We start from the raw sequence: 22,996 nt of genomic DNA on the forward strand, positions 1-22,996 counted from the left end.
ATATGTATAAAGAAAGTCATGAATGACCGGTAAATCCCTTCCTTGCGAATATGACAATAAATGGTTCATCCGACATTTGGAGTGATAACCTATGAATGATACTCAAAGTTTGAGACAAAAATCTCTTCATAACCTTCTCATTAATAATGGATTTAGACTAAATGAAGTGAATCTATAAGTTATAGTAACTCCTGCACTACTAATTAGCACATTATGATTATAATTCTCCGTATATAAAGGGTTTAACATATATGAGCAATGGTGTAAGTAGTTGATTATTAATAACTAATTATTATCACTCCAAATTCCGGAAGACCCATACTGCATCGAACTTGCGGGCAGGAACAAACTGGTGGTCAAAGTCCAGGTCAACATGGCTGCCCGCCTTTATAAGCCCCATCCTCCGTATCATCCGTAAAAGTAAGGTGTTCAGCTTCTCTGCAGTGTTGAAACTGTAAGACCTGCCGGAGGTTTCGCTCCTGTAGACAATATTCTTTTCGGCAAGCACCTTCAGTCCGCGCCCCACAGTGTCGGCACCGGGCAATAGCGTGCCGGGTCTCTGCTTGAACTGCCCTATAAGTGCATTGATATCCTCAAGGCAATCCCCACCACAAAGGTAGCTGAAGAAGAGAGATCCCAGGATGCTTCCATGGCTGAATGCCTTGCCGCTGCATCCGCGTCTGCCCAACACGGATTCGGTAAGTTTTTCAAATCCCAGCTTTGAAAAAATGTCCATGATATGATAAATTCCTCCGAAGGAAGTGATATTCTCGTTTTTAATTGCTACCTTTGTCATGTCAGTTTTTTGCTTGCTTGTTATGTTTGCAGCACCAAGATAGGTGAAAATTCTGACATATCCAAGTGTTTTGAGGACTTTGTTTCTCAGGCACTTGGATTTCTCACAAGAAGTTGTGCTGCGGAATTAAGGTAAAAAAATACAAAAATATAATGAGGTCTTGGAGATTATATATCATATTTGTTGTAAATATTTGATTTTCAACTAAAAAAAATACAAAAATATAATGAGGTTGCCAGCCTTTACTGATTGTTCTTATCCCGAGTTCAGGTTTACAGTAAAGTTAGGGTGTGTGTCAAGTTTTGAAGAAGTCACTGTTTAAAAAAACTTACAAGACAATTAAATCAAAAATTATGAGAGCAATACTTAAAGAAATCAGGTTTTGCGAGCATGAGGACTATACGCCACATCGCATTGCAATGATGTTTTCAGAAGAAACTAACGATGAAGAATTGTATGTGTTTGGTACAACAATTGAAGTGCAGTATTGTACAAAAGAGAAGTTTATAGGTGGTATATCAGATTCTTTATTTAAAAAGAAAAAGGCTTTTGCTAAGAAACAAATAGGTAAAATGTTCGAAATCAATCTCTATAAGTTCACTGTAAGAGAATTGACAAACGATAAATATGTTGCCTTCGAAGTTTCAATATTTGACCCCTATGACTGTGGTGCCTCTGAAACTCTTAAAGACTATCATATCGCATCTTATATGACTATAGAGGATGTGAAAATGAAACTTAAATTTGGCATTACAATGGCTGGAATTGAAGGACATGCAGAAGGTGTTCTGCCAGATAATTCAACAGAAATAATAACAACAGAATTGTTCTTTCCCAAGCCGTCCCCCGAGAAGAGACACTTTGATATTCCCTATAGTAAATATTCGAACTTGACTACCAGTTATATAATTAGCGAAGTAGCTGTAAATGACATTCGCAAAGGTCGTAATCTTGCATATCAAATAAAAGAGCAGGATATTCCGTATTACGAGTTCGACAAATACATTCGTCAGATAGAGGGCTATCGTTCTAGTGTCAGAAATGCTAAGGCTATAAATGAATCCTTGAGAAAGAAAATTTTCTTTTGGAAGCCTAAAGTAGTCGTTGAGGAATTGAAACTAAAGCAAAATGTCGTTTCATTGTTCAAAGACTGTATTATTCTTGGCAAATGCTATCCTGCAGAATGTGACAAAGCAGACCATGAGTATGCTAAAGAATGCGAAAAGATCCTTAGGAAACAATTTTTGGGTGAAGATATGGACGAAAAAGAATTCAAAGATAAATGGTTTGATTTTATACAAGCACTTAAAAAGAAATATAAGGGAAGAGAAACTATAAGACCTATCGATTAAGAAAGTTTTCCGTGAGCTTTAGCATATTGACAAGTATAGCAAACAAGAGAAGGTCTTCATCAGTTACCCTTAATTATGGATATCCTGTAAATTCATAATTAATTGTTTTCCAAAGTGGTATGTTATTTGTACTTTTGTAGAAAATCCCCCGGATGCCCATCATGGGCAGAATCGGGGGAATTCACCCAAAAAGTGTTGTGGACCACATCTTTTCCTCACTATTCAGCTGAAAGAAGGAGAAGGATTCTCTTTATGAATATGTCTTTCCTAAAATTATTTTGCAAAACATGAAAAGAAATATATCTAAGCACTTGCCAACTGTGCTGGCAGTTGGCATTTTATCTTGGTGTATATTAGCCAGAAGTTTTTCTATGCTTCTCTCCCTGGGTTCATTAAGCATATACATAGATAGACGACTTTATTTTCTTGAAAACTTCTTACCAGATTTCGTAAGTCTAATAACTTATGCCTTCACTCTCTGGATATGTATAAAGAAAGTCATGAATGACCGGTGAATCCCATCCTTGCGAATATGACAATAAATTTTGCAGCGTATCGACTTCATGCCTACGTCGAAATTGTACAATTCCGCCTGCAAGTACGAGAATGAAAAGCATCCGACTACTGTCAAAGTAGGTCAGGTATGGTTAGAATGTATGAATACAGAAACAGACGGAAGACAATATAACGGATGATTTCATTCCAAATCATCATGTGAAATTATCGTATTCAATCGACAAAAACTTGCAAGTTTCCCGACATTGGAAGAAAACAGACCTCGTAAATCTCTTTTTGACAGATACATGGCATCCATCAAATCTTATATGACTGTATGATAATTTATATGAAGAAGATGATTTGTTTATTGGCTGCAATGGCTTTCATTTCTTGTGATTATCAGTATAATAACTTTAAGATCACAGGGATAAGTATGCACGCTGTCACTTTGAGCGACTCCGTTAACTCAAAAAAGAAATATTATTTGATAGGCTTTACTACCGTATTATGTCATTCAAAATTCACTCTTTTTGGAGGTGGGGTTGAACCCGGTCTAAAGGGAATTGATGAGAGAATCAAATCTATTGAAATTTATACACGCAATGGCAAGACTATTTCTTCCCATTTTAAGGGATGGAGAGCTAGTTTGGAAGGTTCCATCTCGGACGGGACAGCTGACTATTCTTATTTATCTTCTTCAAACATTAGAGAGCTTGTTAATTCTATAAATGATCGTGATAGACAGGGCGTTGGAGAGCGAATAAAATTCAGACGCCTCTTTTATACAAATTCAGACGATATACCATACAAGATTGTCATAAGATTTAATAAACGAAAGATTAATTCAAAGGTCATAAACGAGGAAGAAAAATATAAGGTGATCAGTGCAGCGCATTCATAACATATCATCCTTTAATCGGATTCCAGCAAACAAGTTAAAATTGCGTACATGAACAGATTAGAGGATCAGAAAGTCTCATGGACAGGAACGCACAGTCTCATATTCCCATGGAAATCACAGTTTCAAGACCTCTGCAAAACAGCTTTGTAAGTAGGAGAATTTAATGCATATTGCTTGTTGATTATCAATAACGGTTTTCTGAACGGACTGCGTTTTTGCAGAGTCCACTGTTCCGAGCACAAAACTGGCTGCCCTTAAATATCTACTGTCCCCTTATTATGGATTTAGTATGGCTTTAGCACAAGCAAGAAAAAAGCCGTAAACAAAATGCTTACGGCTTCACAAGCGGAAGTAGAGGGATTCAAACCCCCGATACGCGTAAGGGCGTATACCGGATTTCGAGTCCAGCGCATTCGGTCACTCTGCCATACTTCCTTAATTTGACAGTGCAAAAGTAAACAATTCTACTGTAAACGCCAAATTATTCAAACGATAATTGCATGCAGCCTGACAAGATCCGGGATTATCGACATACTCTCAACTTCTCCACACATCGAATTTGGGAAAAGAAGCATCTCCTTCCCCCCTATCAGCAACCACAAATGTTCTATGAAGTACCGATGAAAAAATAACCTGTACCTTATTCTCCCTTCCCAGACGGACTTGCCTCACCTTTTTTGCAACACATCCCTGAATCGTATTGGATGCGTCTATTCGATCGGACTCGGTCACTCGAAGGACAGATTTTTGAGCCGTGTACGAAGTTCTTCCGCTTTTCCTTTCCGAATAGAAAGCGTTATTTCACATGTATTGTCAAACTGCTGACTGACGATGTGCGGATTCATGTCTTTTACAACTCGCATGACATCATTCATCATGGGATAAGTAAAAGTAAACTTTACTTCTTCCTCTACAAACCGCTCTTCCTTCTTACTGTTCGACAAGGCGTCAGCGGAAGCTTCTCGATAGGCTACAATCAGCCCGCCAGTACCGAGTTTCACTCCTCCGAAATAACGGACGACACAGACGAGGGTATTTGTCAGTCCATTACTGTCAATCTGTCCAAGAATAGGTTTTCCCGCAGTCGAAGAAGGTTCACCGTCGTCATTGGCCCGACAATCAGCGCCATCAGCCCCCACACGGTACGCATAACAGCAATGCCGTGCATCGTAATACTTCTTTTTATATTCCTTGATGATCTCCAGAGCCTCTTCTGCCGACTCGACATGATGTGCAAAAGCGAGGAACTTACTCCGCTTTTCAGAGTAAAATCCCTCGCCAATTGCCTTCTCTTTTATTGTTCTGTATTTATCGTTATCCATTCAGAAAATCACTGTTCTCACATTAATCCAGCTTGTGGATGACGAGACCGGAACGGAGCTTCGGCTCGAACCAGGTTGCCTTAGGCGGCATGATCTTCCCGCTGTCTGCGATGTCCATGATCTGCTGCATAGATACGGGATAAAGCGCCAGTGCCCAGCGCATTTCGCCACTGTCAACACGACGTTTCAGTTCACCGAGACCACGTAATCCACCGACGAAGTCGATTCGTTTGTCAGAACGGAGATCCTTGATGCCCATCAGCTCGTCCAGTATAAGACGGCTTGAGATATCCACATCGAGAACCCCTATCGGGTCGTTGTCATCGTATGTACCGGGCTTGGCAACCAGGCCGTACCAGTTGCCGTCAAGATACATAGAGAATTCATGCAGCTTCTTCGGACGATACTCCTCGTTTCCTTTAAGCTCAACGGTGAAGTTCTTCTCCAAAGCCTTCAGGAATTCTGCAACAGTCATGCCATTCAGATCCTTGATGACACGATTGTAGTCGAGAATAGTCAACTGACTTGCAGGAAAACATACTGCCATGAAGTAATTGTACTCCTCATCCCCCTTATGTCCAGGGTTGTTTTTGGCTTTTTCTGCTCCCACCAAAGCGGCAGCCGCTGAACGGTGGTGTCCGTCTGCTATATAAAGGCTCGGCATTTTACGGAACTCCTCCGTCACGGTCTTGATGTCAGCCTCATCCGAGATCACCCAGAACTGATGACGGAAGCCATCGTCCGGGGCAACAAAATCATATTCCGGTGTCGTCTGGGCATACTTCTTCAACAGATCATCCAGTACTCGATCGTCAGGATAAGCAAAGAATACAGGTTCCACGTTGGCGTTGCATACACGTACGTGTTTCATGCGGTCCTCTTCCTTGTCACGACGAGTCAGCTCGTGCTTCTTGATGTTACCCGTAAGATAATCATTGACAAAAGCACCGACAACAAGCCCATACTGTGTCTTGCCATTCATCGTCTGGGCATATATATAGTAATGCTCCTTGTCATCCTGCACCAGCCATCCCTCTTTCTGGAACTTCTCGAACTGCTCAACTGCGCTCTTGTAGACGCGTGGATCATACTCGCTGGTTCCCGGCTCGAAGTTGATTTCAGGCTTGATAATATGATACAGACTCTTCTCATTGTCGCCTGCTTCTGCACGTGCTTCCTCAGAGTCGAGTACGTCATAAGGACGACTTGCGACAGATTCTACAAGATTCTTAGGTGGACGAACACCCTTGAAAGGTTTGATAATTGCCATAGTGTTTAGGTTTTAGAAAATGATAAAAGGATTGACCGTCGAGACCTGTGCCAATGGTCAGGACAATCAATCCTTATATATAGAATGTTATTTATTTACCTGGAACTTGGTGTCACCTGTCGCAAAGAACGCATTGATCTGCCTTGCAGCCGCAATGCCCGCATTCGTGTTTGCTTCTGCTGTCTGGGCACCCATCTTCTTCGGCGTTGAGAAATAGCGTCCCTCAAACTTCTTGAATTCCTCATCAGCATCGGGCTTGATGTCCGTGATGAACTTCAGGTCTTCGCGCTCAGCCATCAACTTCAACAGTTCTTCCTCGTTGATAACCTCCTTGCGTGCAGTATTTACGAGAATCCCCTTCTTGGGAAGCAGATTGACCAGACGGTAGTCTATGCTCTTCACGGTCTGTGGCGTTGCAGGAATATGGAGTGAAAGCACGTCACAAGTCTTGAACAGATCCTCCTGCGACTTGGCGGCATGTACCCCGGCAGCCTCGATAGCGTCAGCAGGACAGAAAGCATCGTATGCGTAAACATCCATATCAAAGCCCTTGGCGATGCGTGCCACATTGCGCCCGACATTTCCGAAAGCAAGAATACCGAGTTTCTTGCCTTTCAATTCGGTACCGGCCTTTCCATTGAAGAAGTTGCGGACAGCATACACCAACATACCGAATACGAGTTCGGCAACGGCATTGGAATTCTGCCCCGGCGTATTCTCAACAACCACATTCTTCCCCTTTGCATAAGCAGTATCAATGGAGTCATATCCTGCACCGGCACGGACAACGATTTTCAGCTGCTTGGCAGCATCAAGTACTTCAGGGGTGATTTTGTCTGAACGGACAATCATGGCATCGGCATCCTTTACAGCATCAAGGAGCTGTCCCTTCTCCGTGTATTTCTCGAGCAGAACAACTTCATGTCCCGCATTCTTCAGTTCACTTGTAATACCTTGCACAGCAGCCGGTGCAAACGGTTTTTCAGTTGCAATTAAAACCTTCATAGCTTTAAAGTTTAGGTTTGGAAATAATGAAGATGGTGTTTAGACCCGGCGGACAGCATATCCGCTGTTGCCGAGTCTGACAAGTATGGATTTAGTGCTGAGCCTCAAAATCCTTCATCGCCTGAACGAGTGCATTCACACCTTCCAGGGTCTGTGCATTGTAGCAGGAAGCACGGAAGCCGCCGACAGAACGGTGCCCCTTGATGCCTACCATGCCACGCTCAGTAGCGAAGTCGAAGAACGGCTTTTCAAGTTCCTTGTACTCGTCGTTCATCACGAAGCAGATGTTCATCACAGAGCGGTCCTCTGTTGCGACAGTGCCTCTGAAGAGTTTGTTGCGGTCGATCTCATCATAGAGAATACGGGCACGTTCGTCAGCACGACGCTCCATCTCCTTCACGCCACCGTGAGCCTTCACCCAGCGCATGGTCTCCAGTACAGAATAGATAGGTACAACAGGGGGGGTGTTGAACATAGAACCCTTCTCAACGTGTGTGCGGTAGTCAACCATTGTCGGCAGTTCACGCGGAGCCTTGCCCAGCATGTCGTCTTTGACAATGAGAACGGTCACACCGGCCATGGCCATGTTCTTCTGCGCACCGGCATAGATACAGGTATACTTCGATACATCAACTGGACGGCTCATAATGTCAGAAGACATATCGCCGATCAGTGGAACGGGAGAATCGAGATCCTTTCTGTATTCTGTACCATAAATTGTATTGTTGCTTGTTATGTGGAGGTAATCCAAGTCCTTGGGGATGTCAAAGTTGTGAGGCAGCTTCATATATCCGTCACCAGCTGAAGAAGCGACTTCAACGACTTCACCAAAGAGTTTAGCCTCCTTCAAGGCTTTCTTGGCCCATGTACCGGTATTCAGATACCCCGCTTTCTTGATCAGGAAATTGGCCGGTATCTGCATGAACTCCAGTGAGGCACCACCACCGAGGAAGATGACAGAGTAGCCTGACGGTACGTCCAAGAGCTCCTTGATCAGGGCAACGCTTTCGTCAATAACCGGCTGGAAATCCTTTGAGCGGTGACTGATCTCCATAAGGGAAAGACCAATACCATTGAAATCCAAAATCTGCTTCGCAGTATTCTCAATCACTTCGCGTGGAAGCATTGAAGGACCTGCATTAAAATTGTACTTCTTCATCTGATTTGTTTAGTTAAAATTCGACTTATGTTTTATAGTTATTATCTGTATCAAAAAGTGTCAGAGCTTTCTATGGTTTTACGTTGCGAAGATACGCTTTTATTTTTATACTTCCAAATAAAAACAGATAAATTTTATCCGACATAATTCCGGCCGCTTATACATATAGCTGTCTCCGAAAAACCATGGAATGACACTTTGCCCCATACATCATCTGACCTCTTCCACAACGGTATGAATCCCTTTTATTTTTTCACCTTTCGTCAGCCTGAGCAATTCTTTGATTTTCCTGCGCGACACCGCAACATAGGAAAAACGGTCTTTCACATCAATCTTCCCTATCTCGGAGGCATTCAGTCCGCCTTTCTTACAGAGAAACCCGACAATATCCATCTTCGAGATTTTGTCCTTCTTCCCCTTACCTATATATATAGTACCCATGCGGGGCTGGGACGGGGACGGAAGACGCTCCGGGATCTGATATTCATCCTGACACTTACCTGCATATTCGGGCAAGTGCTCTCCGGGGCCGAGCACAAAGAATGTCTTTCCCTCCTTGTCCCAGCGTGCTGTACGTCCTACCCTGTGTACATAATTTTCCTCCGTCTCAGGAAGATGATAATGTATGATGTTATCGACATCAGGAATATCCAGTCCTCGCGAAGCAAGGTCGGTGCTGACGAGGATCGGCGCAGAGCCATTGGAGAACCGGTAGAGTGCAGCTTCGCGTTCGTGCTGTTCCAACCCTCCGTGAAACCAACTGACTGTAAATCCTTTCTCTTTCAGAAACAGGGCCGTACGCTCCACGGAATCACGATAGTTCAGGAAGACAATACTGCTTTTGTCTCCTAATGAAAGCAACAGTCTGCTCAACGTCTCAAGTTTGTCTTTCTCGGGACTTGCAACGGTATAAAGACGGATTCGGTCGGAGACACCCGAATTATCCGTACGGTAATCCAGACGCACAGTCCTTCCCATAGAGACGAAATCAGGTATCGACTCCGACTCGGTCGCCGAGAGCAGAATCCTCCGTTCTATACCCGGCAGCCTGCTGAGAATGTGCATCATCTCCTCCTGGAAGCCCAGTTCAAGGCATTTGTCAAATTCATCTATCACAAGCCATTTCACCGTCCCTGCATCGATGTTCGCCTTGTCGAGATGATCATTCAGACGCCCCGGCGTCGCAAAGACGATCTGAGGCTTCACCTCCCTTAATGCCCGATGCTCCTCCATAGCCGGCCGCCCGCCATATAATGCCATGGCACGCAGCCCGCTGCCCATATCCTTGAGGACACTGGCTGACTGCAGCGCCAGTTCGCGGCCCGGCACCAATACGACCGCCTGCAATTCATCGGACGAAGCCTTCAGCCGCTGGATCAGCGGTAAAAGATAGGCATACGTCTTACCTGAGCCCGTAGGCGAAATCACCACAACGTCTTTTCCTGTATGCAAGACGGCATCGGCAGTCTCCTCCTGCATCGCATTCAGGGTAATACCGAGTTTGGTCAGAATTTTGCTGTTCATTTTATTTTTCCTTTCTTATCTTGTCTATTTCATCAAATTCCCTGCCCATGTTCAGATTGAGGTAGATGGTATACAGGGGAGCCAGCCATTTCTCCTTTGCCGTAGGGGCAAGTTCTCTGTATCTCTCCATATAAGGTCTGGAAAGTTTATACAAAGAGATGACTTTCTCTTTGTTGGCACGGTATTTCTGTCTGTCCTTATTCAATTCTATCGCCTGATTGAAATAAGCAAGACCGATGTTGTAATACGCATCTGCGAAAGAGTCTTTCTCACTTATCAGCTGCCTGCACAACCGGACACACTCACTGTACCTGCCAAGATTCAGGAGGGCGGTGCTCTTTGCAAAACGGAACAGGAGGCTCGTAGAGTCGGCTTTCAGCGCCCGCTCCGTAATTTCCAATGCCTTTTCATGTTCACCGATACCGGCATAGTATTCCACCAGCCGGGGAAAGAAAAAGGCAAAGTTCGGGTACTGTTCAAAGCCCGCCTGCAGGGATTTCACATACATGGCAGTGTCCTTCTTCACCAGATAGGCCTCAGCTTCATACTGCCTTACGAAGTTCAACATGGACGTGTCACGCTCAGCCAGCTCCTTGAAACGCATGATTTTATCTGCATCCCCCAGCTTATACCCGCAGAACATCGCCCAGTAGGCTGCATGAGGAATGAGGGCATCCTTCCGCATATAATCATAGCCCGCAAGGACCGGGAACGAAGCCGACCTGAGATAGTCGCTGTAATAGTCAAAGGCCGTCTGATAATCCCCCCTATGGACAAAATACCCGCCGCCGTTGAAGAGATTCGGACGGATGGAATTCAGAAAAGCCGCGTGTTTGATCCGATACTTCGGACGAATCCTCCCCTGCCCATCCGGGCGGGCATCGAGTGAGTCGAAACTTGACATGGCATCATACAGTTTCCTTGTGACAGAAAAGAACGCCGCCGTGTCATACTTCTGTCTCAGATATAACTTTTCATTTCCCTGCTCATACTGTTTCGCCAGCACGTCACAGAGCATGAGCCATATCCTGCCGTTCCTTCTTGCAGCAGAATCAACGAGTAGACCGCGAAGCGTTTTCTCTGCCTTCGCAAGTTCCTTCCCCGCTTTTACCTGGTCACGAACCGTCTGCAGCTGCCTCTTCTGGGCATAGCACAGGCATGTGGAAAACAGGCAAATGCAGAACAATAATGCTCTTATCTTCTTCACTTCTTATAGTTCGTTACGAGTGGCTCCAGTTCTTCAGCCTTGATTTTATCATTCAATATGGTATAGTCGAGATAGAGCGGCCCTACCCAGTCCACCCTGTTTCTACGCGGGTCTTTTGCCCTTACACGTTCCAGATAAGTACGTGCTTCTGCAAAATAGTCCAAGAATTCATTTTCCGACACAAGCTCGCCCTTCCGCTTCCGCCTGGCGACAGAGTCGCGGACAGCCATGCCTACCGTATTCAGACAGACACCTATATTATATGCAACGGGAATACTGCTCGGATCTATCTCATCCGCCTGTTTATAGGCGTCGATGGCCTCTTCCCAGCGTTCTGCATGCATGGCAATCTCACCTTTCAAAATCCATGGCACCGTAGAGTTCGTGTTTTCTTCCAACAGCTTGTCTATGAAATCCTCTATATTGAATTTCCGAGAAGGTTTCTGATAGAATTTCATTATCCATGCGAAGTAAGTCTCATTCGTCGGATCAGCCTGATAGAGTCGCTGCACTACTGAAAGATAACGGAGTGAATCCTCACCGTTCTGCATCTTGTCGTGCATGCACTGCGCCTTGATCTCTGCCGCCGCCTGTGCCGTCTCATCATACAGCATTGCCGTATCAGCATACGCATCGGCCTTCGGAAGGTCATGCGCTCTCATATAATAATAAGAAAGGTAGTAGGCCGCCACCCCCGACTCGTCCGCATTGTCCTTCACCAAGGGCGACTTCCGTGTCCTCAGATAGAGTTTCAGGGCATCCAATCCCTCCTGTTTCCGACAGCTTACCTTGCTGAAGTATTTTCCTGCGTCTATCAGCATCGGATGCAGCAGGGACAGCCGGTGTCTGTTCTCCTCTTCAAACTTCGGAGCCACTTTTCCTTTTCGGTTAGGCATTCTGTCAAACTCATCACATTTCAATGAATATTCCACACCATCTACAACGGCTTTGAAGATGGCCACAGAATCCCTATCCGAACATTTCTCCATGCGGGAGACGGCTTCCTCTGCAAGACGGTTAAAAGACCCGGCCTGTTTGTATGCCTCCTGTGCTCCGGCGATATTGCCTCCAGTGAGGAGCGTAAACGCCAGTATCAGTAATCGATTCATCCACAATGGTTTTCGTGAAACAAAATCCCCCTCTCATATAATCTGACGGGAGCAGCATTATACAAGAGGGGTGATTGACAGAAGATGTTACTGCTGTACACCGGCATCAGCTGCCGCTGCAAGTGTTTCAGGAGCCTGAGGACCCTTTACGAAATAGTAGCAGCCGTAGAGCGGATAAGCCCATGAGCTCTTCTGCTCTTTCAGTACATCCAGCTTCTTGGCGGTCTCAAGGTAAGAGATGGCTTTGTTGTACACCTCATTGAACTGGGCACGTGCAGCCTGCGACAACACACCCTTTACGGCTGCAACACGCTCCTGTGCCTTGTAGAACCAGCACTGACCGATTGACGCATTGATCGCAATCTTGGCATTGTCATCTCTTGCAAGAGCCAACGCCTTTGAAAGGTAGTCGGCGGCCTTTTCGTATTCTTTTTTCTGGCTTGCGAACTGTCCCTGCATGACCAATGCACCATAGCTGTTAGGATTCTTGGCCAAAGCGGCATTGACAATCTCTTCAGCCTTGTTCTGCATGCCAAGCGCGCTGTAAGTAGATGTCAGCGTTGTCAGAACGGCATCATTCTCAGGATCCTGCGCATAGATACCGGCAAGTTTCTCCGCATAATTCACAGAGTCCTGACGGGTCTTGAGCTGTGCGCCGAGGATAGCCAGCTGCAGCTGCTGTGCATCCTTCGCACGGTCCTTGCTCTTCATCGCATACGAAACATACTTCTCCGCCTTCTGATAGTCCTTGTTCTGGTAAGCATAGTAAGTTGCGAAATAGGCGATCTCGTTCAGGTTCTCGTCCTTGGATTTGTCGAACTTTGCGAACATCGGGTCGTCAGCAGAATCTACATAACGGGCAAGATACTTGTAAGCGTTGGCATCATCCTTAGCTCCCTGATAGAAGATGCCTCCGTTGATGAGCTGGCCGCGAAGCGGATAGAGCTGGTCGACAAGTCCCGCATACTTCGGCTTCACCTTCCCCTTTGCATTGGGCATATTGTCATACTTGACAACTTCCGCAGCGGCATCGAAGGCCTGGCCGACAGCCTCATAGAGTCCTTTCTCATCAACAGGCTTGTTGCCCTCCTTGCCCATCTGCTGGTTGGTCTGGTTCTCAAGCTGTACCCCCTGCTCGGCGCTGACTTTCTTCATGGCAAGTTCATAGAGCTTGTCGTAGGCCTTCGCCTTCTCGGCATTGTCCGTGATCTGTGCAATGTTTGCCTTCAGGAGATCTGCTGCCTCAGCATAGGTCTGTGCCTTCAGGATTGCCTTCAACGGTTCGCTGTCACCAGCGAATGCAGCTGATGTACTTAGTAGCATCCATGCTGCGAACATTAACTTTTTCATATCAGTTATCATTTTAAAAGGTTTATATCCTATTTCTTCAGTATTCGGAATCAGTCCATCCTCCGTATGCCGGTGTCCTCCGCCTCATCGGTGAACCTTCGCCCTGTACGGCAGGACTGCTCGACGATCATGATTCCGGACGGTGATTTCTTTGAATTACAATTTTATACGGAGGCGGTGTCGTTTTTGATGTCTTCACTGTTCTTCGCCCACTGCTCGCGGCTTTCCTCTTCTACCTGTGATTCCATTTCAGAACTCATCACCTTGCATACGGATGCAATGACATCATTCTTCTTGGCGAGGTTGATCAGCCGGACACCCTGTGTGGCGCGTCCCATGACACGGCACTCGGCGACAGACATACGGATGACAATGCCGCTTTTGTTGATGATCATCAGGTCGTTCGCATCAGTGACGTTCTTGATGGCGACGAGCCTGCCTGTCTTGTCCGTGATGTTCAGGGTCTTGACCCCCTTTCCGCCACGGTTCGTCAACCGGTAGTCCGCAACCTGTGAGCGTTTTCCGTAGCCCTCTTCCGAAACTACCATTACCGTCTCGTTGACAGGGTCATTGACAACAATCATGCCGACAACCTCATCCTGACCGTCCTCATCCAGACGCATGCCGCGCACACCGGTCGAGACACGTCCCATGCTTCGGATCTTCGACTCGTCAAAACGGCAGGCGCGGCCGTTGCGGTCAGCCATGATCAGCTCGTTCTTGCCGTTTGTCAGACGAACGTCTACCACCTCGTCGCCCTCATTGATGTTGATGGCGATCACACCGTTCGTACGCGGGCGGGAGTAGGCCCGCAAGGATGTCTTCTTGACGATGCCCTGCTTTGTGGCGAACACCACGAAGTGCGAATCCAGGAACTCTTCATTGTCAAGACCACGGATGCGCAGGAAAGCATTTACAGAGTCGCCCGGATCAAGTGAGAGCATATTCTGGATGGCACGTCCCTTTGAGTTCTTGTCGCCCTCAGGGATGTCATAACACTTCATCCAGTAGCAACGTCCCTTACGGGTGAAGAAGAGCATCGTCTGGTGCATCGTCGCCGGATAAATATACTCTGTGAAATCCTTGTCACGTGTGCGGGCACCTTTCGATCCCACGCCGCCACGAGCCTGCTCCTTGAAGTCGGCGAGCGGAGTACGCTTGATATAGCCGAGGTGGCTGATGGTGATGACGACAGGGTCGTTGGGATAGAAGTCCTCTGCATTGAACTCGTGCTCGTCAGGGATGATTTCCGTACGGCGGTCATCGCCATATTTCTCCTTTACCTCCTGCAGCTCTGCCTTCATCACTTCTTTACAACGTTCCGGGTTGTCCAGAATCTCCTGCAGGTCCTTGATGGTCTGCATAAGTTCCTCAAATTCCTGGTGCAGCTGATCGAGACGCAGACCCGTCAGCTGGGACAGACGCATATCGACAATTGCCTTGGACTGCAATTCGTCGAAACCGAAACGCTCCTCAAGGTTCTTCTGTGCCTCGGAAGGTGTCTTGCTGGCACGGATAAGATGAACTACCTCGTCAATATTGTCGCAGGCCTTTATCAGAGCCTCCAGGATATGTGCACGCTCCTGCGCCTTCTTCAAGTCGAATCGGGCACGGCGGATGGTGACGTCATGACGATGCTCAACGAAGTACTTGATGCACTCACGCAGGCTCAACAGGCGTGGACGCCCGCCCACCAGTGCGATGCAGTTCACGGAGAACGAACTTTGCAGCGCCGTCATTTTGAAGAGCTTGTTGAGGATGACATTCGCATTGGCATCACGCTTCACGTCGACGACAATCCGCATCCCCTGGCGGCCCGTTTCATCGTTTACATTCGAGATACCCTCGATTTTTCCTTCCTTTACCAGATCGGCAATGTATTCAATAAGCTGCTGCTTGTTGACTCCATAAGGAATCTCTGTAACAACAATCTTGTCGTGGCTCTCATCGCTCTCAATCTCAGCCTTGGCACGCATCACGACACGTCCGCGTCCTGTCTCGTAGGCATCTTTTACGCCCTGAAGACCATAAATATAAGCCCCTGTAGGGAAGTCTGGAGCAGGAATGAACTCCATCAGTCCGTCTGTAGAAATATCCGGATTGTCGATATAGGCACAGCAGCCGTCAATCACCTCGCCGAGATTATGCGTAGGGATATTCGTCGCCATGCCCACGGCAATGCCGTTACCGCCGTTTACCAGCAGGTTGGGAATCTTCGTAGGCATCACGGCAGGCTCGCGCAGCGTATCGTCGAAGTTGTTGACCATGTCCACCGTATCCTTCTCGATATCGTCCATAACGTGCTCACCCATCTTTGAGAGGCGGCATTCCGTGTAACGCATCGCAGCGGCAGAGTCACCGTCGACAGAACCGAAGTTTCCCTGCCCGTCAACCAACTTATAGCGCATATTCCACTCCTGTCCCATACGCACAAGTGCGCCGTATACGGAAGAGTCACCATGAGGGTGATATTTTCCGAGCACCTCACCGACGACGCGGGCACATTTCTTATAAGGCTGGTTGCTGAAGTTGCCGATACCACGCATACCGAAGAGGATACGCCGGTGGACAGGCTTGAAGCCGTCACGGACATCAGGGAGGGCACGTGCCACAATCACCGACATGGAATAGTCGATGTAGGAGCTTTTCATCTCCTCCTCGATGTTGATCTTCATGATTCTGTCCTGATCAATTGTCTGATTTTCGTCCATTATATTATATTGTTATAAATTCCATGGAAACAAAAGCTCATCGCCGAAAGGCCGAAATCGTCTACAATAGCCTTTATTTTCGCCCAGAGCCGTTTTCTTTCATTTTCAAGGTGTAAAGATACGAATATTTTTCCACACCACAAAACGCTTAGAACGAAAAAACATTATTTAAGCATTGCGTAAAGACAGGCTGGACGACTCTTTTGAAAACGGACTTTATATCACTCCATATTTCGGAAGAATCAAAAATACTGCTTTTCTTTATCCGGAAAGCGGTCGGTTCTTTTCCCTTTGGCCGCTGTCTGTGGAAAGGGAAAACGATGCCTGACGGAACGCATCGCCAGCCTGTCCATTCTTACCCATGCCCGCTTGATTTCCAAACGGGCGTTACTTGCGTTCCAACCAACGCCTGATAGAGCCTCAATCGGGCGTTGGTTGGGATGCAAACAAGCACCTTTTGAAAAGGACGTGCTAACCAACTGGTTACAAACGGCTTATAAAAACAAGAAAAGATTGTCTAAACATATCTTCATCGAAGGGACTTCATCCTCTTCAAACATATATGCGATAGGCAATCTCCGGGTACAAGGAGCAAATTATCAGGACAAAAGAAACATTTTCCATCAAGATACGGTCAGACGAGCGAAGGAGGTACTGACAGCTCCGGCCTGCTCGGCCGAAAAAAACAGACGAAAACCTTGTCAGATGTTCCGCATACATAAGGAGTATGCAGAACTGACAGAATCAGACGACATGTCCTATCGAATCCCGTGGGGAAATGCTTTATGAAAGGTTCTAAGATACACAAAGACAGACGGGTGGCTATGGAAGCCTCTCGTCTCAACATAGATGGTTCTTGCATGCAGATCCTCCAGCTTTCTCTTTCACTGCCGCATGGCACCCGCCATACCGCTTTCAACAAGAAGGAGACCGCCGCCTAAAAAGACGAATATCAATCAGAGGTGTCCTCCAGAAGCTGCCTTTCTGTTCAAAAAGGTGCTCGCAGATCTCCACTGGGAGGCGGCGGCAGCGGTCCATCATTCATCTTGCTGCCGATAATCTCTCCTCCCAACGCATCATCGGGCATCGGTACGGAGAGAGCCGCATCCTCCGGATTGGCAAAGCGGGTATATTCGCCACGGAAGTTCAGGAGCACGTCTCCTGTCGCACCCTTACGGTGCTTGGCGATGATGATCTGCGCCATGCCATGCAGGTCATTCCCTTTTTCGTCCTGCAGGATATGGTAATATTCCGGCCGGTGTACGAAAAGCACCATATCGGCATCCTGCTCAATGGCACCCGACTCACGCAAGTCGCTCAGCTGCGGCCGTTTTCCCTCCACGCCCTCACGTTGTTCTACGGCACGGCTCAGCTGCGAGAGAGCCAGCACGGGGATGTTCAGTTCCTTGGCAAGTCCCTTCAGAGAGCGGCTGATGGTCGACACCTCTTCCTGCCGGCTGTTGAAACGCATTCCATTGGCATTCATCAGCTGAAGGTAGTCGATCATCAGAATCTGAATGTCATGTTCGCGTACCAGCCGGCGCGCCTTCGTCCGGAGCTCGAAGATGGAAAGCCCGGGGGTATCATCAATATAAATAGGTGCTCCCTGCAGCTTCCGGATGTTCGAGTCGAAGCGTTCCCATTCGTCATTCGTCAGCTGTCCGTTGAGAATCTTGCTGCCCGGGACGGAACAGACATTGGAAATCAGACGGTTCACAAGCTGCACATTGTTCATCTCAAGGGAGAAGAAAGCGATCGGCTTGCGGTAGTCGACGGCGATATTCTTCGCTATGCTGAGTGCGAAGGAGGTCTTACCCATGGCCGGCCGCCCGGCGATGATGACTAGATCGGAGGCCTGCCAGCCCGCCGTAATCTTGTCAAGGTCGTGGAAGCCGCTGGGGACTCCCGTCAGTCCACCCTTGTTGTTGGCAGCCTTGAGCAGCAGCTGGTGGGCCTGCTCCACGACGGTATCGATCTGCACGTAATCCTGCAGCATGTTCTTCTGGGAGATCTCGAACAGTGCGCCTTCGGCTTTCTGCATCAGGTCATCCACGTCGACCGTCTCGTCGAAGGCATCCGTCTCGATCATCGAAGCAAACTGGATCAGCTGGCGGGCGAGGAACTTCTGTGCAAGGATGTGCGCATGATACTCTATGTGGGCAGAGGACGCCACATTGGAACTCAGCTCCACGATGTAGGCAGGGCCGCCGATTTCTTCCAGCGTCCCTTTCCGGCGGAGTTCCTCGACGACCGTCATGATGTCGACAGGCTTCTCCTGCAGGTTCAACGACTGTACCGCCTCATAGATTTTCTGATGGCGGGCTTCATAGAAGGTCTCCGGCCTGATCAGTTCGGACACGACCGTAAAGGCGTCCTTGTCTATCATAAGGGCACCCAAGACAACCTTCTCTATATCTGTCGCCTGCGGCTGCAGATGACCAAAGGTTGTGTCGATGGGAGCCTGACGGCTCCTGCGACTGCTTTTGCTGTTACTATTTCTTTCCGGCATTTGGCGACAAATTTACAAAAAATATTCCATTCGGTACACCAATATTCCAACCTTTTACTATCTTTGCAAAATAATTCTTAAAACAACATTTCAGACTATGATTACATTTCCCTGCTGCAAAATCAACCTTGGATTAAACATTGTTGCCAAACGTCCTGACGGCTATCACGACCTTGAGACGGTATTCTACCCTGTTCCGCTCAGTGATGCACTCGAGATAAAGAAGATGGATGAAGAATTTCCGTCTCCTACGCCTATTGACCTCAAGGTGACGGGAAATGCCGTCGGCTGTGACGAGAACAAAAACCTGGTCGTGAAGGCCTACCATCTTATTGCCCGCGACTACGCCCTCCCCCGCGTCCACGCACACCTGGTCAAACGCATCCCCATGCAAGCCGGACTCGGCGGAGGGTCTTCGGATGCGGCATACATGATCCGGCTGCTTGACGAACGCTTCCGCCTGAATATGGGAAGTGCCGAGATGGAACGCTACGCAGCACAGCTGGGGGCGGACTGTGCCTTCTTCGTCCGTTCCGAGATCGCCTTTGCGACAGGTGTCGGCGATATTCTCGCCCCCGCAGACGATGAAAACTGCAATCTGGAAGGATATTATCTTGTACTGATAAAGCCGGGGACGGATGTAGCTACTGCCGAAGCATACGCAGGAGTCACGCCTAAAAAACCGGCCAAATGCTGCCGTGACATCGTCCGGCAGCCCATCGACACATGGCGCAATGAACTGACGAACGATTTTGAGGCCTCTGTCTTCGCCAGACACCCGGAACTTGCAGCCGTGAAGAAGACCCTGTACGACCGCGGGGCTATCTATGCGCAGATGTCCGGCAGCGGAAGTACGATCTTCGGCATCTTCGGCCAGCGCCCAGCCGCCTTGGAGAAGGACTTCTCGGGAATGTTCATCTATTGTGTCCGCCTCTAATCCCGGTATTGCCGTCAGAAGATGGAGAAAGCGTTGACAGTATACAAAGCATCGGCCGGATCAGGAAAGACCTTCACCCTGGCATCCGAATATATCGCCCTGGTGGTAAAGAATCCGCAGGACTATAAGAAAATCCTTGCCGTGACCTTTACCAACAAAGCGACACAGGAAATGAAAATACGCATCCTATCGCAACTCTATGGCATCGCCCATGGCCTTTCCGATTCGCAGGCGTACTTCGACCAGGTCGTGAAAAAGACCGGATTCCCTGAGACGACCATCCGTGAGCATGCAGCTGAAGCGCTCTCCCTGCTTACCCACCATTATAATGAGTTCCGTGTACAGACGATTGACGCTTTCTTCCAGTCTGTGCTGCGCAACCTTGCGCACGAGCTCAATCTGACGGCCAACCTCCGCATCGACCTCAACGACGACCAGGTGGAAGCACAGGCCGTAGATGAAATGATCAACAGCCTGGAGGAGGGAGAAGAAGTGCTGAAATGGATCCGTGACTACATAGACAAAAACATCGAGGATGACCAGGGATGGAATGTAATCAATCAGATAAAAGAGTTCGGTAAAAATATCTTCAAGGATTTCTACAAGGATCACCAGAAGGAACTGGACGAGCGTTTCAGAGAAGAGAATTTCTTTGACGGACTGATCACCGACCTGCGCAAACGGCGAGCTTCAGCACAGAAATGCCTGAATGACCATGCGTCGCAAATGCTGGGGAAAATACATGAGGCACACCTTGACGACCAGAACCTGTTCAACAACAAGTCAAGAGGGATCTATCCGTACATCGTCAGACTGGCGAAAGAGAAGCCTTCCAGTGTCGGTGCGCCCAAATATGTGAATGCCTGCATCGAGGATGCCGGAAAGTGGCCGTCAGGCGACTGCCCGGCAGCGGAGAAAGCCGCCATTACCGACCTTGCGTCAACCGCATTGTGTGCAGACCTGAAGCTTCTGGAAAGATACAGGACAGAGGGATGGAAGGAATACCAATCCTCCAACCTCACGCTGACGCATCTCTCCCAGCTCAGACTTCTCCATGCGATATCCGAAGCTGTCGATGAAATCAATAAAGACACGAACCGGTTTATGCTAAGCAACACACAATCATTGCTCAGCACACTGATGAGAGACTCCGATACGCCTTTCGTCTTCGAGAAGATGGGAGCCTATCTGAAACACATCATGATTGACGAGTTTCAGGACACAAGTACGATTCAATGGAAGAACTTCCGGAAGCTGCTTGACAACTGCATGGCACAGATCGACTCGCACAATCTGATTGTGGGTGATGTCAAGCAGAGCATCTACCGCTGGCGGCAAGGAGACTGGAAACTGCTGAACAACATCGAACATGACTTCCACGACGAACAGATAAGAATACAGCCGCTTGACACCAACTACCGTTCGGAGGAGAACATCATCCGATTCAACAATGCTTTCTTCTCACTGGCCGTAAGTCGGACGGTAAAGGAATTGGAGACTGATGAAATCCGAGATGCCGACCAACTGACAGAAGCCTATCAGGAGATCGAACAGCATCCTAAGAAAAACGACGGAAAGGGCTGTGTCCGTGTGAAACTCTTTTACTGCGGTAGAAACGAAAAGGAATATAGAGAAAACATACTCGGCGAGCTGACCGACAATGTACGTGAGCTCCTTTCACACGGTTACAAGCAGAAAGACATCGCCATCCTCGTACGGTCAAAAGGAGTCATACAGGCAATTGCAGACGAGTTTCTACACGAGTTCGGCACGGAAGTCGGCATCGTTTCCGACGAGGCCTTCCGCTTGGATGCCTCTTTGGCAGTGAATGTGATTGTCTATGCCCTTCACCTGCTGACACACCGTGAGGACAGACTCACGGAAAGCAAGCTCGTCAAACTCTATCAGCAACAGGTTCTGCAGACGGGGATGGACGACAACACACTGTTCGTTGACAATGATACGCCATCCACAAGGAGCTTGCTGCCAAAAGGTTATACAAGCAGGTTTGAGACTTTGTTAAGGATGTCGCTCGTTGACCTTGTCGATGAGATATACGCTCTTTTCAACCTTGACCGACTCGAAGGGCAGAGTGCGTATGTCTGTACTTTCTATGATACGCTGAATGAATACCTGCGCGATCATCCTGCGGATATAGACGATTTCATCGAAGAATGGGACAACACACTTTCGAGCAATACCATCCAGAGTGACGAGGTGGACGGAATACGCCTGATCACCATCCACAAAAGCAAGGGACTGGAATACGACAATGTGCTGATTCCATTCTGCGACTGGGATTTGGAAAAAAAGTCGGGGAACACGATATGGTGCCCGGGAGACGACAAGGAGATGCCTTATGGAAAACTGCCGCTTATTCCCGTAGACTTTTCGAAGAACAGCATGATGGGCACCGTGTATGAAAACGACTATAAAGAAGAACATCTGCAGAATACCGTGGACAACATGAATCTGCTCTATGTTGCCTTTACCAGGGCTGGCAAGAACCTCTTTATCACAGGGAAAAGAGCTTCCAAAAAGAGATTCAAGGAACTTCAGGAGGGCGGTACGGCTTCCAACCGTTCACAGATCATACAACTCATTCTCAATGATCTTACTGCCGAACTCCATGGAGCGACACTTGAAGATCGGGGGGAGAAAGAACCGCTCGTCTTTGAAATGGGCAGTCTGTCGGACAGCACACAGAAGACCGGGAAAGGACGGGACTCCACCAATCCCTTTGAGATCACACCAGAGACCCACACGCTGAAAATCGAGACTTTCCCTCACCCCGTAAGTTTCCGTCAGAGTAATAAAAGCCACGATTTTATCAACGGAGAAGATCTTGAGCTCCCGGATGCGAGCCGTTATATAAAGATGGGGAATATTCTCCACCAGCTGTTTTCCACGATCCTTACCGATTCTGATATCCAGCCCCGACTGAAGGAACTTGAGCAAGCGGGAATCGTCTACAATGATGAGGTCACATCGAAAGAACTCAAGGAACGAATCTCGCAAGCCCTGAAAAATGAACAGGTGAAAAGCTGGTTCAGCCCTCGTTGGAAGCTATTTAACGAGTGTACGATCCTTGAATATGACAAGGAGACCGGGGAAGTCCGTGAAAACCGGCCGGACCGTGTCATGACCGATGGCAAGGAGATGATCGTCGTCGATTTCAAGTTCGGCAAGCCTCGCAAGGAATATCGTGAACAGGTACAAAGATACATGAAGCTGCTTACATCCATGGAGTACCGGCAGGTGTCAGGCTATATCTGGTATGTCGTCAGAAATGAAGTAGTCCCCGTTCCCACTCTTCCTTGACCCTCTGTTTCCCTAAAGGAACAGT

15 protein-coding genes, 1 tRNA gene and 1 pseudogene are annotated in these 22,996 nt (G+C 47.8%); 5 read left to right on the top strand and 12 right to left on the bottom strand.

The window, feature by feature from the left end; genetic code table 11:
- Positions 1 to 307 precede the first annotated feature (307 nt).
- Positions 308 to 796 (bottom strand): annotated as a pseudogene (locus HMPREF9141_RS00555) (transposase family protein); the annotation flags it as partial.
- Positions 797 to 1,149: 353 nt separating this feature from the next.
- Here HMPREF9141_RS00555 and HMPREF9141_RS00560 point away from each other — a divergent pair.
- Both HMPREF9141_RS00560 and HMPREF9141_RS00565 read left to right on the top strand, forming a co-directional pair.
- Entirely contained in the window at positions 1,150 to 2,148 is a 999-nt protein-coding gene (locus tag HMPREF9141_RS00560; protein WP_156792400.1) for a hypothetical protein, read from the top strand.
- Positions 2,149 to 2,992: 844 nt separating this feature from the next.
- Positions 2,993 to 3,547 (top strand): hypothetical protein, encoded by a 555-nt coding sequence (locus HMPREF9141_RS00565; RefSeq protein WP_040554314.1) that lies wholly within the window; start codon positions 2,993 to 2,995, stop codon positions 3,545 to 3,547.
- Between the two features lie 346 nt (positions 3,548 to 3,893).
- Here HMPREF9141_RS00565 and HMPREF9141_RS00570 read toward each other — a convergent pair.
- From HMPREF9141_RS00570 to gyrA, 10 genes are all read right to left on the bottom strand, one after another.
- Positions 3,894 to 3,982: transfer RNA gene (locus tag HMPREF9141_RS00570), tRNA-Ser, on the bottom strand.
- A gap of 293 nt (positions 3,983 to 4,275) precedes the next feature.
- Positions 4,276 to 4,869, bottom strand: a complete 594-nt coding sequence (locus tag HMPREF9141_RS00575; RefSeq protein WP_007366422.1) for an IMPACT family protein — start codon at positions 4,867 to 4,869, stop codon at positions 4,276 to 4,278.
- 22 nt (positions 4,870 to 4,891) lie between these two features.
- Positions 4,892 to 6,139, bottom strand: coding sequence for a DUF1015 domain-containing protein (locus HMPREF9141_RS00580; protein ID WP_007366423.1), 1,248 nt, complete (start codon positions 6,137 to 6,139; stop codon positions 4,892 to 4,894).
- A gap of 87 nt (positions 6,140 to 6,226) precedes the next feature.
- The gene (locus tag HMPREF9141_RS00585; RefSeq protein WP_007366424.1) at positions 6,227 to 7,144 is read right to left on the bottom strand and encodes an NAD(P)-dependent oxidoreductase; all 918 of its coding nucleotides are present in this window, start codon (positions 7,142 to 7,144) and stop codon (positions 6,227 to 6,229) included.
- Between the two features lie 91 nt (positions 7,145 to 7,235).
- Positions 7,236 to 8,303 (bottom strand): 3-phosphoserine/phosphohydroxythreonine transaminase, encoded by a 1,068-nt coding sequence (serC, locus tag HMPREF9141_RS00590; protein ID WP_007366425.1) that lies wholly within the window; start codon positions 8,301 to 8,303, stop codon positions 7,236 to 7,238.
- Between the two features lie 210 nt (positions 8,304 to 8,513).
- The gene (locus HMPREF9141_RS00595; protein ID WP_007366427.1) at positions 8,514 to 9,827 is read right to left on the bottom strand and encodes a DEAD/DEAH box helicase; all 1,314 of its coding nucleotides are present in this window, start codon (positions 9,825 to 9,827) and stop codon (positions 8,514 to 8,516) included.
- A gap of 1 nt (position 9,828) precedes the next feature.
- The gene (locus tag HMPREF9141_RS00600) at positions 9,829 to 11,034 is read right to left on the bottom strand and encodes a tetratricopeptide repeat protein (protein ID WP_007366428.1); all 1,206 of its coding nucleotides are present in this window, start codon (positions 11,032 to 11,034) and stop codon (positions 9,829 to 9,831) included.
- On the bottom strand, positions 11,031 to 12,143 hold the full coding sequence (locus HMPREF9141_RS00605) for a tetratricopeptide repeat protein (RefSeq protein ID WP_007366429.1): 1,113 nt from the start codon (positions 12,141 to 12,143) through the stop codon (positions 11,031 to 11,033). Before HMPREF9141_RS00605 ends, HMPREF9141_RS00600 begins: the two co-directional genes overlap by 4 nt.
- Positions 12,144 to 12,230: 87 nt before the next feature.
- Positions 12,231 to 13,493, bottom strand: a complete 1,263-nt coding sequence (locus HMPREF9141_RS00610) for a tetratricopeptide repeat protein (RefSeq protein WP_040554116.1) — start codon at positions 13,491 to 13,493, stop codon at positions 12,231 to 12,233.
- A gap of 164 nt (positions 13,494 to 13,657) precedes the next feature.
- Positions 13,658 to 16,204: a DNA gyrase subunit A gene (gene gyrA / locus HMPREF9141_RS00615; protein WP_007366431.1), complete on the bottom strand. Its 2,547-nt coding sequence runs from the start codon at positions 16,202 to 16,204 to the stop codon at positions 13,658 to 13,660.
- A 785-nt stretch (positions 16,205 to 16,989) separates the two neighbouring features.
- Here gyrA and HMPREF9141_RS13195 point away from each other — a divergent pair.
- Complete coding sequence (locus tag HMPREF9141_RS13195; protein WP_007366435.1) at positions 16,990 to 17,145, top strand: hypothetical protein; 156 nt, start codon at positions 16,990 to 16,992, stop codon at positions 17,143 to 17,145.
- Between the two features lie 47 nt (positions 17,146 to 17,192).
- Here the strand turns inward: HMPREF9141_RS13195 and dnaB are convergent, their stop codons facing one another.
- Complete coding sequence (gene dnaB / locus HMPREF9141_RS00625) at positions 17,193 to 18,713, bottom strand: replicative DNA helicase (protein ID WP_007366436.1); 1,521 nt, start codon at positions 18,711 to 18,713, stop codon at positions 17,193 to 17,195.
- 97 nt (positions 18,714 to 18,810) lie between these two features.
- Here dnaB and ispE point away from each other — a divergent pair, with 97 nt between their 5' ends.
- Positions 18,811 to 19,650: a 4-(cytidine 5'-diphospho)-2-C-methyl-D-erythritol kinase gene (gene ispE / locus HMPREF9141_RS00630; protein WP_007366437.1), complete on the top strand. Its 840-nt coding sequence runs from the start codon at positions 18,811 to 18,813 to the stop codon at positions 19,648 to 19,650.
- 21 nt (positions 19,651 to 19,671) lie between these two features.
- Positions 19,672 to 22,971 (top strand): UvrD-helicase domain-containing protein, encoded by a 3,300-nt coding sequence (locus HMPREF9141_RS00635; RefSeq protein ID WP_007366438.1) that lies wholly within the window; start codon positions 19,672 to 19,674, stop codon positions 22,969 to 22,971.
- Positions 22,972 to 22,996 lie beyond the last annotated feature (25 nt).

The organism is Prevotella multiformis DSM 16608 (assembly GCF_000191065.1).
Classification (GTDB): Bacteria; Bacteroidota; Bacteroidia; order Bacteroidales; family Bacteroidaceae; genus Prevotella; species Prevotella multiformis.